The 13,474-nt window shown below is 74.7% G+C and carries 14 protein-coding genes; 6 read left to right on the forward strand and 8 right to left on the reverse strand.

Annotated elements, in window-relative coordinates; all coding sequences use genetic code 11:
* Position 1 precedes the first annotated feature (1 nt).
* On the forward strand, positions 2-475 hold the full coding sequence (locus JN535_RS08970) for a hypothetical protein (RefSeq protein ID WP_205205145.1): 474 nt from the start codon (positions 2-4) through the stop codon (positions 473-475).
* Between the two features lie 45 nt (positions 476-520).
* Here JN535_RS08970 and JN535_RS08975 read toward each other — a convergent pair whose 3' ends face one another.
* On the reverse strand, positions 521-1,972 hold the full coding sequence (locus JN535_RS08975) for an NAD(P)H-quinone dehydrogenase (protein ID WP_205205146.1): 1,452 nt from the start codon (positions 1,970-1,972) through the stop codon (positions 521-523).
* 120 nt (positions 1,973-2,092) lie between these two features.
* Between JN535_RS08975 and JN535_RS08980 the strand changes: the two genes are divergently transcribed.
* Genes JN535_RS08980 through JN535_RS09000 form a run of 5 tightly spaced genes read left to right on the forward strand, consistent with a single transcriptional unit; the run spans position 2,093 to position 8,340 of the window.
* Positions 2,093-2,944, forward strand: a complete 852-nt coding sequence (locus JN535_RS08980; protein ID WP_205205147.1) for a purine-nucleoside phosphorylase — start codon at positions 2,093-2,095, stop codon at positions 2,942-2,944.
* 1 nt (position 2,945) lies between these two features.
* Positions 2,946-4,790 (forward strand): phospho-sugar mutase, encoded by a 1,845-nt coding sequence (locus JN535_RS08985; RefSeq protein ID WP_205205148.1) that lies wholly within the window; start codon positions 2,946-2,948, stop codon positions 4,788-4,790.
* Between the two features lie 59 nt (positions 4,791-4,849).
* Positions 4,850-5,911 carry a deoxyribose-phosphate aldolase gene (gene deoC / locus JN535_RS08990; protein WP_205205149.1) on the forward strand — a complete coding sequence of 354 codons (1,062 nt, stop codon included), beginning with the start codon at positions 4,850-4,852 and terminating at the stop codon, positions 5,909-5,911.
* 18 nt (positions 5,912-5,929) lie between these two features.
* Positions 5,930-7,402: an aldehyde dehydrogenase family protein gene (locus JN535_RS08995; RefSeq protein ID WP_205205151.1), complete on the forward strand. Its 1,473-nt coding sequence runs from the start codon at positions 5,930-5,932 to the stop codon at positions 7,400-7,402.
* Positions 7,402-8,340 (forward strand): aldehyde dehydrogenase family protein, encoded by a 939-nt coding sequence (locus JN535_RS09000; protein ID WP_205205153.1) that lies wholly within the window; start codon positions 7,402-7,404, stop codon positions 8,338-8,340. The genes JN535_RS08995 and JN535_RS09000 overlap by 1 nt, the downstream gene beginning before the upstream one ends.
* Positions 8,341-8,418: 78 nt before the next feature.
* Here the strand turns inward: JN535_RS09000 and JN535_RS09005 are convergent, their stop codons facing one another.
* From JN535_RS09005 to JN535_RS09035, 7 genes are all read right to left on the reverse strand, one after another.
* A complete protein-coding gene (locus JN535_RS09005; protein ID WP_205205155.1) occupies positions 8,419-9,561 on the reverse strand; it encodes an adenosine deaminase in 1,143 nt (380 codons plus the stop codon).
* 62 nt (positions 9,562-9,623) lie between these two features.
* Positions 9,624-9,863, reverse strand: coding sequence for a hypothetical protein (locus JN535_RS09010; protein ID WP_205205157.1), 240 nt, complete (start codon positions 9,861-9,863; stop codon positions 9,624-9,626).
* A 50-nt stretch (positions 9,864-9,913) separates the two neighbouring features.
* A complete protein-coding gene (locus JN535_RS09015) occupies positions 9,914-10,861 on the reverse strand; it encodes a hypothetical protein (RefSeq protein WP_205205159.1) in 948 nt (315 codons plus the stop codon).
* Positions 10,858-11,202, reverse strand: coding sequence for a DUF202 domain-containing protein (locus JN535_RS09020; RefSeq protein ID WP_205205160.1), 345 nt, complete (start codon positions 11,200-11,202; stop codon positions 10,858-10,860). The genes JN535_RS09015 and JN535_RS09020 overlap by 4 nt, the downstream gene beginning before the upstream one ends.
* The gene (locus JN535_RS09025) at positions 11,199-11,618 is read right to left on the reverse strand and encodes a YidH family protein (RefSeq protein WP_307868458.1); all 420 of its coding nucleotides are present in this window, start codon (positions 11,616-11,618) and stop codon (positions 11,199-11,201) included. Before JN535_RS09025 ends, JN535_RS09020 begins: the two co-directional genes overlap by 4 nt.
* 18 nt (positions 11,619-11,636) lie before the next feature.
* Positions 11,637-12,977 (reverse strand): thymidine phosphorylase, encoded by a 1,341-nt coding sequence (locus JN535_RS09030; protein WP_205205416.1) that lies wholly within the window; start codon positions 12,975-12,977, stop codon positions 11,637-11,639.
* An 11-nt stretch (positions 12,978-12,988) separates the two neighbouring features.
* A complete protein-coding gene (locus JN535_RS09035; RefSeq protein WP_205205162.1) occupies positions 12,989-13,462 on the reverse strand; it encodes a cytidine deaminase in 474 nt (157 codons plus the stop codon).
* Between the last annotated feature and the right edge of the window lie 12 nt (positions 13,463-13,474).

A 13,474-nucleotide genomic window follows, 5' to 3' on the forward strand; every position in this document is an offset into this window, starting at 1 on the left:
GATGCGCATCGAGCTGACCGTGACCGAGGCCGTGGAGATCGCGCGCGCGACGGGCGGTCTGCCGCCGTACCTGCGCTCGGTGACGGGCGAGGGCGACGACGTGCGCGTCGTGGTCGACCTCCGCGAGGTGCCCGACCCGCCGTCGGCGCTCAGGCTCGCGGCACGGCTCGTCCCCGTCGTCCGGGCGACGCTGCGCGTCGAGTCGGTCGTGGCGGGCACCGCGGTGCTCGCGGTCGAGGCGCACGCCGCCGGGCTCCCCGCGCACAAGCTCCTCGGTCTCGTCGAGGCACCGCTGCAGAGCGCGCTGCGCTCCCAGAGGATGCCGCCCGAGGCCGTGCGCGTGCTGCCCGACGCGCGCGTCGCGGTCGACGTGCAGGCGCTGCTCGGCGGGGTGCTCGAGCACACCTTCCCCGGGTTCCAGCTCACGGAGCTCGCGTTCGCGGACGGGACGCTGCGCCTCGACGGCCGGCTCTGAGCAGGGCGAAGGGCCTACCACGCTCGGCCGAGGGAGCCGCCGCGGTCAGTCCTCGCGGTGGTGCAGCATGCGCGCGACCTCGGCGATGGATCCCGACAGCGACGGGTAGACGGTGAAGGCCGACGCGACGTCGTCGACGGTGAGCCGGTGCGACACGGCGAGCGTGATGGGGAACACGAGCTCGCTCGCGCGCGGCGCGACGACGACGCCGCCGAGCACGACGCCCGCCTCGGGGTGCGCGAAGAGCTTGACGAAGCCGTCGCGCATGCCGAGCATCTTCGCGCGCGGGTTGCGCGCGAGCGGCAGCACGGTCGTGACGTACTTGCTGCTCTGCGCCTTGAGCTGCTCCTCGCTGTACCCGACGGTCGCGATCTCGGGCGCCGTGAAGATGTTCGCCGCGACGGACCGCAGCTTGATCGGCACGACCGCGTCGCCGAGCGCGTGCGACATGGCGACGCGGCCCTGCATCGCGGCGACCGACGCGAGGGGCAGCACGCCCGTGCAGTCTCCCGCCGCGTAGATGCCGCGCACCGACGTGCGCGACACCTTGTCGACCTCGACGTGCCCGCTCGGGCTGAGCCGGACCCCCGCCTCCTCGAGGCCGATGCCGCTCGTCGACGGGATGGCGCCGACGGCGATGAGGACGTGCGAGCCCTCGACGACGCGCCCGTCGGAGAGCGTCACGCGCACGCCGTCCTCGGTGCGCTCGGCGGACTCGGCGCGCGAGCGGGACATGACGGTCATGCCGCGCGAGCGGAAGACGCCCTCGAGCAGCTCCGCCGCGTCGGCGTCCTCGCCGGGGAGCACGCGGTCGCGGCTGGACACGAGCACGACGTCCGACCCCAGCGCGTTGTACGCGCCCGCGAACTCGGCGCCGGTGACGCCCGACCCGACGACGATCAGCCGCTCCGGGAGCTCGGACAGGTTGTAGAGCTGCGTCCAGGTGAGGATGCGCTCGCCGTCGGGCTGCGCCGTCGGCAGGACGCGCGGCGTCGCGCCGACAGCGAGGAGGATCACGTCGGCGTCGAGCACGACGGGCCCGTCCGCGCCGTCGGGCGCGTCGACGACGACGCGCTCGGGGCCGTCGAGGCGGCCCGCGCCGATGACGACGCGGACGCCCTCGCGCTCGAGGCGCGCGTGGATGTCCGCGGACTGCGCGGCCGCGAGCGCCATGACGCGCGTGTTCACGGCCTCGAGGTCCACGATGTGGCGCCGCATCGCCGGGTGCTGCGCCTTGGCCGTGTCGACGGGCAGGCGGATGCCGAGCTCGGCGGCGCGCTCGGCGATGGTCATCCAGTCGGCGGTCGCGATGAGGGTCTTGGAGGGGACGACGTCGGTGAGCACGGCCGCGCCGCCGAGGCCGTGGCGCTCGACGACGGTCACGTCGGCGCCGAGTCGGCGGGCGACGAGAGCGGCCTCGTATCCTCCTGGCCCACCTCCGAGGACGACGATGCGGGTGGCCTGGTGGTCGATGCTCGCGTGCGTCACGCCGGACATTCTGTCAGGCCGTCGCGTCCCCCGGTGTCAGCATGCGAGACGCCGGGGACGGTGCGGGCCGCGCGACGGCGCCTCGCGCTCGTCGGGTCGTGCACCTCGGGACGGACTAGCCTTGCGACCATGACGACGACGCCTGCGAGCACACCCCCGCTCGACGACCCCGCGACCGACCCGTTCCTCGTGGCACGGGCCGCAGCCGACCACATCGCGCAGGCCACTGGGGTCGACGGCCACGACATGGCCCTCGTGCTGGGCTCGGGGTGGGGCGGCGCCGCGGAGCTCCTGGGCGACGTCGTCGCGGAGGTCCCGACGCACGAGATCCCCGGCTTCTCCGCCCCCGCGGTGGCGGGCCACCTCTCGGTGACGCGGTCGATCCGGGTCGAGCGGGCGGACGGCTCGGTGCGGCACGCGCTCGTGCTCGGCTCGCGCACGCACCTGTACGAGGGCAAGGGCGTGCGTTCCGTCGTGCACGGCGTGCGCACGGCTGCCGCGACGGGCGCCGAGACGCTCATCCTCACGAACGGCTGCGGCGGCCTCAACCAGGAGTGGGGCGCGGGCACGCCCGTGCTGATCTCGGACCACATCAACCTCACGGCCCGCAGCCCGCTCGAGGGGCCGACGTTCGTCGACCTCACCGACGTCTACTCGCCGCGCCTGCGCGAGCTCGCGCACCGCGTCGACCCGACGCTCCCGGAGGGCGTGTACGCGCAGTTCCCCGGGCCGCACTACGAGACCCCGGCCGAGGTGCGCATGGCCGGGATCCTCGGCGCCGACCTGGTCGGCATGTCGACGACGCTCGAGGCCATCGCGGCCCGCCACTGCGGCCTCGAGGTGCTCGGCGTCTCGCTCGTCACGAACCTCGCGGCCGGGATCAGCCCGACGCCGCTCTCCCACGCCGAGGTCATCGAGGCCGGCCAGGCCGCGGGACCTCGGATCAGCGCCCTCCTGGCCGACATCGCGAAGCTGGTGTGACATGACGGACCGCACCGCGGGGTACCGGACCGACCCCGCCGACGACCCGACGTTCGACCCCGGGACCGATCGCGGCGCCTTCCTCGGGCGCGTCGCCGCGTGGATCGACGACGACGTCGACGCGGGCGACCAGGACGAGCTCCGGCACCTGCTCGACCTCGCGGACTCGCCCGACCCGCGCAAGCACGACGTGCGCGTCGCCGCCCTCGCCGAGCTCCGCGACCGGTTCGCGGGGCCGCTCGAGTTCGGCACCGCCGGCCTCCGCGGCCGCATGGCCGCCGGGCCGCACCGCATGAACCGCGCGGTCGTGATCCGTGCGGCAGCGGGCCTCGGTGCCTTCCTCCTCGACACGCTCGGCCCCGCGGGCGCCGGCGGCGCGGCTCGCCCGCGCGTCGTCGTCGGGTTCGACGCGCGGCACCGCTCGCGCGCGTTCGCGGTCGACAGCGCGTCCGTGCTCACCGCGGCGGGGCTGGACGTCCTCGTCCTGCCCTCGGCGCTGCCGACGCCGGTGCTCGCGTTCGCGGTCCGCCACCTCGGCGCGGACGCGGGCGTCATGGTGACCGCGAGCCACAACCCGCCCGCCGACAACGGGTACAAGGTCTACCTCGGCGGCCGCGTCGTCACCGACTCCGGCCAGGGCGCCCAGATCGTCCCGCCCTACGACGCGCGCATCGCCGCCGCGATCGCGGCCGTCGGCCCGGCGCGGTCGGTCCCGCGCGCGGGCTCCGGGTGGACCGTCCTGGGCCGCGACGTCGTGGACGCGTACGTCCGCTCGGTCCTCGCCCTGTCCGACGGAGCCCCCCGCCGGCTCAAGGTCGTGACCACCGCGCTGCACGGCGTGGGTGGTGAGACGGTCGCGCACGTGCTGCGCGACGCCGGCTTCACGACCGTGGTCCCGGTCGAGGAACAGCTCGACCCGAACCCCGACTTCCCGTCCGTCGCGTTCCCCAACCCGGAGGAGCCGGGCGCGATGGACCTCGCGCTCGCCGTCGCGCAGGACTCCGCGGCCGACGTCGTGCTCGCCAACGACCCCGACGCCGACCGCTGCGCGGTCGCGGTGTTCGACCCGCGCGTCGGCACCTACCAGGGTGCGGAGACCGCGCGCTCCAACGGCTGGCGCATGCTGCACGGCGACGAGGTGGGCGCGCTGCTCGGCGACGACGTCGCACGGAGGGTCGCGGCGTCCGGCGCCGCCGGCGGGGTGCTCGCGTGCTCGGTCGTGTCGTCGCGGCTGCTCGGGAAGATCGCCGCCGCGCACGGCCTCGGCTTCGCGACGACGCTCACCGGCTTCAAGTGGATCTCGCGCGTCGACGGGCTCGTGTTCGGGTACGAGGAGGCGCTCGGCTACTGCGTCGACCCCGCGCACGTGCGGGACAAGGACGGGATCAGCGCCGCGCTGCTCGTCGCGCAGCTCGCGAACCGCCTCAAGGCCGAGGGCCGCACGCTCGTCGACGCGCTCGACGACCTGGCGCGCGCGCACGGGCTGCACGTGAGCGACCAGCTCTCCGCGCGGTTCACCGACCTCGACCGCATCGGCGAGACGATGGCGCACCTGCGGGCCGCTCCCCCGCGCACGCTCGCGGGCGCCGGCGTCGCGGACGTCGCCGACCTGTCGGCCGGTCTCGACGGCCTGCCGCCGACCGACGGCGTGCGCATCCTCACGGCCGACGGGACGCGCGTCATCGTGCGCCCGAGCGGGACCGAGCCGAAGGTGAAGTGCTACCTCGAGGTCGTGCTGCCCGTCGCCCCCGACGCGTCCCACGACGACCTGACGGCGGCCCGCGCCGCCGCACGCGACCGCCTCGACCGCGTCAGGACGGACATGCAGAGAGCACTGGGTCTTTGACCGTCGGTGCGCTTCGCGACGCGCCCGCCTCGAGGCGTACCGGCGGGTAACCTGGGGCGATGAGCACAACGACACCGACGTCGGTCGCCGAGACCGGCCGGGCGGGTACCGGAACGGCCCCGGCGACCCCGGGTTCGGCCGACCGGTCCGCTGCCGAGATCGCCGATCTCGCGCGCTCCGTGACGGGTTCCGCCCTCCTCGACGACACCGCCTGGCGCCGGTACCTGCACGGCCTGCCGGGGGTCGACAAGGTGGGCGCCGACGGCCGTGCGGCCGCCCTGGGCACCCGATCGATCAAGACGACGTCCAAGGCCTGGGCGCTCGACACGATCATCCGCATGGTCGACCTCACGACGCTCGAGGGCGCGGACACGCCCGGCAAGGTGCGCGCGCTGGCCGCGAAGGCGGTCCGCCCCGAGCCCGCCGACCCCTCGTGCCCGTCGGCCGCCGCCGTGTGCGTGTACAACGACCTCGTCCCCGTCGCCGTCGAGGCGCTCGCCGGGACGGGCGTCAAGGTCGCCGCCGTCTCGACCGCGTTCCCGTCGGGCCGCGCGAGCCGCGCGGTGCGCCTCGCGGACACGCGCGACGCCGTCGAGGCCGGCGCGGACGAGATCGACATGGTCATCGACCGCGGCGCGTTCCTCTCGGGGCGCTACGCCCAGGTGTACGACGACATCGTCGCGGTGCGCGAGGAGTGCCGGGCCAACGGCCACCACGCGCACCTCAAGGTCATCCTCGAGACCGGTGAGCTCGCCACGTACGACAACGTGCGCCGCGCGTCGTGGCTCGCGATGCTCGCGGGCGCCGACTTCATCAAGACGAGCACGGGCAAGGTCTCCCCCGCCGCGACGCTCCCGGTGACGATCGTCATGCTCGAGGCCGTGCGCGACTTCCGGGCGCTCACGGGTGTGCCGGTCGGGGTCAAGCCCGCGGGCGGCATCCGCACGTCGAAGGACGCGATCAAGTACCTCGTCGCGGTCAACGAGACCGCGGGCGGCGACTGGCTCGACCCGGACTGGTTCCGGTTCGGGGCGTCGTCGCTGCTCAACGACGTGCTCATGCAGCGCAACAAGCTCGCCACCGGCACCTACTGGGGCCCCGACTACGTGACCGTCGACTGAGCGGGACTGAAGGACACCATGACCACCACAGCCAGCACGGCCGGCTCGCCGTTCGAGTACGCGCCGGCACCGGAGTCGCGCGCCGTCGTCGACATCGCGTCGTCGTACGGCCTCTTCATCGACGGCGAGTTCACGCCCGCGTCCGACTCGGGCTCGTTCAAGACCGTCAACCCCGCCACCGAGGAGGTCCTCGCCGAGGTCGCCGAGGCGACCGAGGAGGACGTCGACCGCGCCGTCCGCGCCGCACGTCGCGCGCAGGAGCAGGTGTGGGGCCCCATGCCGGGCCGCGAGCGCGCCAAGTACCTGTTCCGCATCGCGCGCCTGCTCGCCGAGCGCTCGCGCGAGTTCGCGGTGCTCGAGACGCTCGACAACGGCAAGCCGATCCGCGAGTCCCGCGACGTCGACGTGCCGACGGCGGCCGCGCACTTCTTCTACTACGCCGGCTGGGCCGACAAGCTCGAGCACGCGGGCTACGGCCCCGACCCGCGCCCGCACGGCGTCGCCGCGCAGGTCATCCCGTGGAACTTCCCGCTGCTCATGCTCGCGTGGAAGATCGCCCCGGCGCTCGCGACGGGCAACACGGTCGTGCTCAAGCCCGCCGAGACGACGCCGCTCACCGCGCTCCTCTTCGCGGACCTCCTGCGCCAGGCCGAGCTGCCGGCCGGCGTCGTCAACATCGTCACCGGCGCGCGCGCCACCGGCTCGGCCCTGGTGAACCACCCGGACGTCGACAAGATCGCGTTCACCGGTTCGACCGCCGTCGGCAAGCGCATCGCCCAGGAGATCGCGGGCACGCGCAAGCACGCGACGCTCGAGCTCGGCGGCAAGGCCGCGAACATCGTGTTCGACGACGCGCCGATCGACCAGGCGATCGAGGGCATCGTCAACGGCATCTTCTTCAACCAGGGCCAGGTGTGCTGCGCCGGGTCGCGCCTGCTCGTGCAGGAGACGATCGCCGAGGAGCTCGTCGACCGGCTCAAGGCCCGCCTCGGCACGCTGCGCGTGGGCGACCCGATGGACAAGAACACCGACGTCGGCGCGATCAACTCGCCCCAGCAGCTCGCGCGCATCACCGAGCTCACCGACGCCGGCACCGCCGAGGGCGCCACGCGCTGGAGCCCGGACTGCGAGCTGCCGTCGTCGGGGTACTGGTTCGCGCCGACGCTGTTCACGGGCGTCTCCGCCGCGCACCGGATCGCGCGCGAGGAGATCTTCGGCCCCGTGCTGAGCGTCCTGACGTTCCGCACCCCTGCCGAGGCCGTGGCCAAGGCGAACAACACCCCGTACGGCCTCTCGGCGGGGATCTGGACCGAGAAGGGGTCGCGCATCCTCTGGATGGCCGACCAGCTCCGCGCGGGCGTCGTGTGGTCCAACACGTTCAACCGGTTCGACCCGGCCAGCCCGTTCGGCGGGTACAAGGAGTCGGGCTACGGACGCGAGGGCGGCCGGCACGGCCTGGCGCCCTACCTGATCGAGGGGAGCACCTACTGATGGCCCGCACGGCGAAAGCGCCCACCAGCGCGACCCGCACCGCCGCGCCCGAGCGCCTGGGCGTGCGCAGGACGTACAAGCTCTACGTCGGCGGGAAGTTCCCGCGCAGCGAGTCGGGCCGCACGTACGAGGTGACGGACACCAAGGACCGGTTCCTCGCGAACGTCGCCCAGGGCTCGCGCAAGGACGCGCGCGAGGCCGTCGTCGCCGCCCGCGCGGCGCAGGCGAAGTGGGCGGGCGCGACGGCGTACAACCGCGGCCAGGTGCTCTACCGCGTCGCTGAGATGCTGGAGGGGCGTCGCGAGCAGTTCGTCGCCGAGGTCGTCGCGGGCGAGGGGCTCACGGTGCCCCAGGCCGAGCTCGCGGTCTCCGAGGCGATCGACCGCTGGGTCTGGTACGCGGGCTGGACGGACAAGGTCGCGCAGGTCGCCGGCTCCGCCAACCCGGTCGCGGGACCGTACTTCAACCTGTCCTCGCCCGAGCCGACGGGCGTCGTCGTCGTCCTCGCGCCGCAGCGCTCCTCGCTGCTCGGCATCGTCTCGACGATCGTCCCGCCGCTCGTCACGGGCAACGCCGTGATCGTCGTCGCGAGCGAGCGGCGCCCGATCCCGGCCGTCACGCTGTCCGAGGTGCTCGCGACGTCCGACGTCCCGGGCGGCGTCGTCAACGTCCTCACGGGCTACACCAGGGAGCTCGCTCCCCCGCTCGCGTCGCACCTCGACGTCAACGCGATCGACCTCGCCGGCGCCGTCGGGGCCGAGGGCGTCACGTGGGGCGAGCTCGAGGTCGCCGCGGCCGACTCGGTCAAGCGCGTCCTACGCCCCGCCGTCGGCCGCCGCGGTGACGACGCCGAGCCCGACTGGGCCGAGGCCCCGCGCCCGCAGCGCATCCTCGCGTTCACCGAGACCAAGACGGTCTGGCACCCCAAGGGCGTCTGACCTCCGCCGCGCACGACCGCGGTGCCGTGATCGACGCGATCACGGCACCGCGGTCGTGCTCGGCAGCCCGGAGAAGGGTCAGAGCTGGGCGCCCTGGACCTCCTGGTAGCCCGGCAGGATCACGTCGTCGACGAGCGCGCGGCGCTCGTCGTGGTGGACGAACGCGCTCCACGCGGCGTTCATCGTCACGTCGGCGAGGTCGTCGATCGTCCAGCCCGCGTGCTCGACGAGCAGCGCCATCTCCTGCGTCATGGTCGTGCGCGACATGAGGCGGTTGTCGGTGTTGAGCGTGACGGCGAAGTCGAGCTCCTTGAGCCGCGTGATCGGGTGCGCCGCGACCGACGTCGCCGCCCCGGTCTGCACGTTGGACGACGGGCACAGCTCGAGCGGGATCTGGTGGTCGCGCACCCAGTGCGCGAGGAGGCCGAGCGCGGCCGTGCCGGACTCGCCCTCGGCGCTGTGCGGGAACCGGTGAGGGTGCTCTGCGTCGAAGGTGATGTCCTCGACGATGCGCACGCCGTGGCCGATGCGGCTCGCCTGCCCGAGGTGCACGGCCTCGGCGATCGACTCCGGGCCGGCGGCCTCGCCCGCGTGGATGGTGACGGGGAAGTTCCGGTCGGCGAGGTAGCGCCAGATCTCCGCGTGGCGAGAGGGCGGGAACCCGTCCTCGGCGCCGGCGATGTCGAACCCGACGACGCCGTTCGCGCGGTTCGCGACGGCGAGCTCGGCGATCTCCTGCCACCGGTCGGCGTGGCGCATGGCGGTGACGAGCTGCCCGACGCGGATGGTCCGCCCCTCGGCGGCGGCCTCGGCGACGCCCTGCTCGATGCCGGACTGCACGGCGTCCACCGTCTCCTGGAGCGTCAGCCCGCGCTGGAGGTGCTGCTCGGGCGCCCAGCGCTGCTCGGCGTACACGACGCCGTCGCGCGCGAGGTCGAGCACCGCCTCGCGCGCCACGCGCGCCAGGGCGGCGGGCGTCTGCATGACCGCGATGGTGTGGTCGAACGTCTCGAGGTAACGCACGAGCGAGCCGGAGTCGGCCGCCTCGGCGAACCAGGCGCCGAGGGCCTCGGCGTCGCCCGCGGGGAGCTGGTGCCCGACGTCCGCGGCGAGCTCGAGGATCGTGGCGGGACGCAGGCCTCCGTCGAGGTGGTCGTGCAGCACGACCTTGGGCAGCGAGCGGATGACGTCGACCGTCAGGGGGGCGTTCTCGGTGGTCATGCGCTCACGGTACCGGCCGGTACGCCTGCGCTCGCGCCGAGCGGACGCACGGGTACCACCGGTCAGGCGTAGTCGTCCTCCTCGCCCGGGACGGCGGACGCCTGCTCGACGACGTCGGCCTCGTTCGCCTCGCCCTCGAGATCGGGTCGCGCGGTGCGCGGTCGGTACTCGTCGCCCTCGTACTCGGGGTCGTCGACGCCGGGGCCGTCGTCCTCCGACTCCTCGACCAGGCTCACGACCTCGTCGTCCTGCTCGACCAGGCCGGCGTCCCGCCACGCGTCGTTCCCGGGCACGGTGCTCATCGCGACTCCTCACCTGACGACTGCGCACGCCACGTCCGTGGCGTCCTTCCTCATCCTCGCGCCGGGCGCAGGGCCTCGCCAGCCCTGCCGGCCGGGAGGAGTGCCCAGCAGACGTGCGGCCAGCCCCCGAGCGCGCGCCGCACCTCCCGTGACCGCGCGCCGTCGAGCAACGACGCCGGGTCGAGGTCGTGCACGGTGCCCGACGACGGCTCGTAGACCCGGCACCAGCGCGCCTGCGCGTCGACGTCCGTGAGGAGCACGACGTGGCGCGGGACCGCCGTCGCGACCCCGAGGGCGAGGTCGCCCCCCGTGAAGAGCGGTACCGGCACGCCGCGCGCCGCCGCCACGAGGGCGGACCGGATCACGGGGTCGGTATCGCCCCGGCGTCCGACGACGACGCGGTCGACGTAGCGGACGTCCGCGTGGCGCGCGGCCCGTGCGGCGCCCCACGGCGGCGTCCCGAGCGCCGCGGGCCACGGCAGCGGGCCGAGCGCCGCGCGGTTGGTCCGCCGCTTGACCTCCTGCTGGAGGGCGCGGAACCGTGCCGCACCGCCGGGCCGCGGCGACGACGCCCGGACGGTGGTCGCGCCCGGTTCCAGCCCCGTGGCGAGCCAGAGCGCGAGCACCGGGTCCCCCGCCGCGGCGACCAGCGCCAGGACGGCGGAGCCGCACGTCGTCGCGTCGGTCTGCCGGGCCGCCGCCCCGCCCACCTCGAGCGTCCGGACCGCGCCCCGGTCTCGCGGACCGAAGGGCCTGGTCCTGCCGAGAGGGTCGACGACGGACCGCCGGGTCCCCGGGTCGAGCGCGGCGAGCGTGTCCGCGAGGGCGCGCACCCGGGGCGCCGGGTGACCCGCGCGGCGCGCGAGGTCGAGCGCGCGCCCCGTGCCGCCGTCGGGCCGGTAGACCTCACCCGGCGGCGGCGCGGGCAGCGCGCGCGCCGGCGCGACCCGCGCGAGGTCCGTGAGGCGGAGCGCGCCGAGCGCGCCGCGGACAGTCACGCCGCGTCCAGCGCCCGGCCGAGCGCCCAGACGGCACCGACGAGGGCCAGCACGACGACGAGGCTCGCGACGCGCACGAGGAACGACCACGAGTACAGCCGCCCGCTCCCGGGCAGCCCGCCGGTCGGGGGTCGGAGAACGGCCGGGACGAGCGCCAGCACGCCGACGGCGACCGCCGCGCACACCGTCACCGTGGAGCCCGAGCGCAGGCCGGCGGCGGCGAGGACGAGCGAGCCCACGACCACGCCGAGCACCGTCCGCTGCCACGCGAGCGCCGTGCGCTCGGGCTGCAGACCCTCGTCGCGGGGCGAGGGCGCCGACCGCTCGGGCGCCGCGCTCATGACCCGGTCGCCGAGCCGACGGCGTACCCCGCGAGCAGGAGCGCGAGGACCACGACGCCGACGACGAGCACGGGCAGCCCGCTCGGGGCGGGCAGCCGGCGGCGCAGGCGCAGCGCACGCTCGTTGCGCCGCCAGGACACGAGCGCGTACCCCGCGAACCCGGCACCGGCGAGGCACGCGACACCCGCGACGACGTCGAGCACCCCCGGCATGTCGGCGAACGTCGCGAACGAGGTCAGCGCGACGCCACCGGCGACGAGTCCGAGCCCGGTGCGCACCCACGCGAGCGCGGTGCGCTCGTTCGCGAGGCTGAACCGTGCGTCCGGCTCGGTCCCCACCCCGTACACGGAGCGGGGCCGCCGGGTGTCGGCGGCCTCCTCGACTCCCGCCTGGACGTCCTGCTCGTCACGACCCACGGTCAGCGCGCGCCCCCGTCAGTCGACGCGGTCCAGGACGACCGGCCGTCGCTCGACGACGGTGCCCGGGTCCGCGATCGCCCAGGCACCCTCGAGCGCCTGCACGGCCCGCTCGAAGCGCTCGGGCGTGTCGGTGTGCAGCGTCATGAGGTGCTGGCCCTTGCGCACCGGGTCCCCGGGCTTGGCGAAGAGCTCGACGCCCGCGCCCGCCTGCACCGGGTCCTCCTTGCGGGCGCGGCCCGCGCCCAGGCGCCACGCGGCCACCCCGACGGCGTACGCGTCGAGCCGCTCGAGCACGCCGTCGCGGTCGGCGACGACGTGCTCCCGCTCGCGCGCGACCGGCAGTGGGGCACGCGAGTCGCCGCCCTGCTCGGCGATCATCTCGCGCCACTTGTCGAGCGCGCGCCCACCGACGAGCGCGTGCCGCACGTCGTCCTCGTCCTGCGGCCGGCCGGCGCCGGCGAGCATCTCGAGCGCGAGGGCGACCGTGAGGTCGACGACGTCCTGCGGGCCCGCGCCCTTCATCACCTCGACGGACTCGCGCACCTCGAGCGCGTTCCCCGCGGTGAGGCCGAGAGGCGTCGACATGTCGGTGAGCAGCGCGACCGTGCGCACGCCGGCGTCGGTCCCGAGGTCGACCATGGTCCGCGCGAGCTCGCGCGCCGAGTCGAGGTCCTTCATGAACGCGCCGGACCCGACCTTGACGTCGAGCACCAGGGCTCCGGTGCCCTCCGCGATCTTCTTGCTCATGATCGAGCTCGCGATGAGCGGGATCGACTCGACCGTCCCTGTGACGTCGCGCAGCGCGTAGAGGAGCCGGTCCGCGGGCGCGAGGCCCGATCCTGCCTGGCAGATCACCGCCCCCACGTGCTCGAGCGCGTTCATCATCTGCGCGTTCGTGAGCGCCGCGCGCCACCCCGGGATCGCCTCGAGCTTGTCGAGCGTGCCGCCCGTGTGCCCGAGGCCGCGCCCCGAGAGCTGCGGCACGGCGACGCCGTACACCGCGACGAGCGGCGCGAGCGGCAGCGTGATCTTGTCTCCCACGCCTCCGGTCGAGTGCTTGTCCGCCGTAGGGCGCGAGAGCGCCGAGAAGTCCATGCGCTCGCCCGACGCGATCATCGCCTGCGTCCAGCGACCGATCTCGGCGCGGTCCATGCCGTTGAGGTAGATCGCCATCGCGAGGGCGGCCATCTGCTCCTCGGCGACGACCCCGCGCGTGTAGGCGTCGATCACCCAGTCGATCTGCGCCGGGTCGAGCCGCGCGCCGTCGCGCTTCGTCCGGATCACGTCGACCGCGTCGAACGCCTCCGGCGCCGGTCCCTCGGTCTCGCGGTCCTCGCCGTCGTCCTGCGTGGCCACGTCGTCGCTGGTCACGAGCGCTCCTCCAGATCCTCGGGCCCGAAGGCGTCGGGCAGCACGTCCCTCATCGTCTTGATACCACGCACGGTGTCGACCAGCAGGTCGGGGCCACCGTGCTCCCACAGGAGCTGCCGGCAGCGCCCGCACGGCATGAGCGCCGCCCCGTGCCGGTCGACGCACGCGAACGCGACGAGGCGACCTCCGCCGGTCCCGACGAGCGAGCTCACGAGCGAGCACTCGGCGCACAGCGTCACGCCGTACGCGGCGTTCTCGACGTTGCACCCGACGACGACGCGCCCGTCGTCCACGAGCGCGGCGGCGCCGACCGGGAAGCCCGAGTAGGGGGCGTAGGCGCGGGTCATGATCTCGCGCGCGGCGTCGCGCAGCCCGTCCCAGTCGACGGTCGGCCCGACGGCGGACCCGCCCGGGTCCGTCCCCTCGCCCAGTCCGGGCTCGGCGTCGTGCACGTTCGGCAGGTCTGTCATCGGCACCGTGAC

This window comes from Cellulosimicrobium cellulans, assembly GCF_016921195.1.
Taxonomy (GTDB): domain Bacteria; phylum Actinomycetota; class Actinomycetes; order Actinomycetales; family Cellulomonadaceae; genus Cellulosimicrobium; species Cellulosimicrobium cellulans_F.

What these genes read in the sequence shown, in the direction of transcription:
- JN535_RS08970 (WP_205205145.1), top strand. Translation starts at nt 2, where the DNA reads ATGCGCATCGAGCTGACCGTGACCGAGGCCGTGGAGATCGCGCGCGCG.
- JN535_RS08975 (WP_205205146.1), bottom strand. Translation starts at nt 1,972, where the DNA reads ATGTCCGGCGTGACGCACGCGAGCATCGACCACCAGGCCACCCGCATC.
- JN535_RS08980 (WP_205205147.1), top strand. Translation starts at nt 2,093, where the DNA reads ATGACGACGACGCCTGCGAGCACACCCCCGCTCGACGACCCCGCGACC.
- JN535_RS08985 (WP_205205148.1), top strand. Translation starts at nt 2,946, where the DNA reads ATGACGGACCGCACCGCGGGGTACCGGACCGACCCCGCCGACGACCCG.
- deoC (WP_205205149.1), top strand. Translation starts at nt 4,850, where the DNA reads ATGAGCACAACGACACCGACGTCGGTCGCCGAGACCGGCCGGGCGGGT.
- JN535_RS08995 (WP_205205151.1), top strand. Translation starts at nt 5,930, where the DNA reads ATGACCACCACAGCCAGCACGGCCGGCTCGCCGTTCGAGTACGCGCCG.
- JN535_RS09000 (WP_205205153.1), top strand. Translation starts at nt 7,402, where the DNA reads ATGGCCCGCACGGCGAAAGCGCCCACCAGCGCGACCCGCACCGCCGCG.
- JN535_RS09005 (WP_205205155.1), bottom strand. Translation starts at nt 9,561, where the DNA reads ATGACCACCGAGAACGCCCCCCTGACGGTCGACGTCATCCGCTCGCTG.
- JN535_RS09010 (WP_205205157.1), bottom strand. Translation starts at nt 9,863, where the DNA reads ATGAGCACCGTGCCCGGGAACGACGCGTGGCGGGACGCCGGCCTGGTC.
- JN535_RS09020 (WP_205205160.1), bottom strand. Translation starts at nt 11,202, where the DNA reads ATGAGCGCGGCGCCCGAGCGGTCGGCGCCCTCGCCCCGCGACGAGGGT.
- JN535_RS09035 (WP_205205162.1), bottom strand. Translation starts at nt 13,462, where the DNA reads ATGACAGACCTGCCGAACGTGCACGACGCCGAGCCCGGACTGGGCGAG.